Consider the following 531-nt stretch of genomic DNA (forward strand, 5'->3'; position numbering starts at 1 on the left):
CTCACTGGCAAAAAAGGGCGTCGTACTGATCACATTGAACTATCGGCTGGGCGTATTTGGTTTCCTGTCCAGACCGGACCTTGATGCCGAGTCCAACGGGCACAAGTCTGGAATGTACGGCATTGAGGATACGATTGCCGCGTTGCAGTGGGTCAAAAACAATATCGCTGCATTTGGCGGCGATCCGGATAACGTCACCGTCTTCGGTGAGTCTGCCGGCGCTCATGCCGTCGGCCTGCTGATGGCATCTCCGCTGGCTGCCGGCCTGTTTCAGAAAGCGATTGGAGAAAGCGGCGCGTTCTGGGAAAGTGAACACGGTGAAATGAAACCGTACGCTGATGCGCAGGCGATGGGCATCGCGCTTGGTACGCAATTCAACGCCGCCACCCTCGATAAGCTCAGAGCCGTGCCTGCACTGCAACTGGAGACAGCGACCAACTGGACCGTAGCAACGGACCCGGGCGTGACCAACTTCTCTCCGATTGTCGATGGATATGCTCTGCCCGAGAATCCCTACGTGCGTTTTATGAA

At 56.5% G+C, this 531-nt stretch carries 1 protein-coding gene; it reads left to right on the forward strand.

The annotated features are described in order from the left end of the window. Positions 1–531: carboxylesterase family protein (locus PQR42_RS45635; protein ID WP_408394056.1), on the forward strand; the 531-nt coding region annotated here is incomplete at both ends.

The organism is Paraburkholderia sediminicola (genome assembly GCF_046027355.1).
Lineage (GTDB): Bacteria > Pseudomonadota > Gammaproteobacteria > Burkholderiales > Burkholderiaceae > Paraburkholderia > Paraburkholderia sediminicola_B.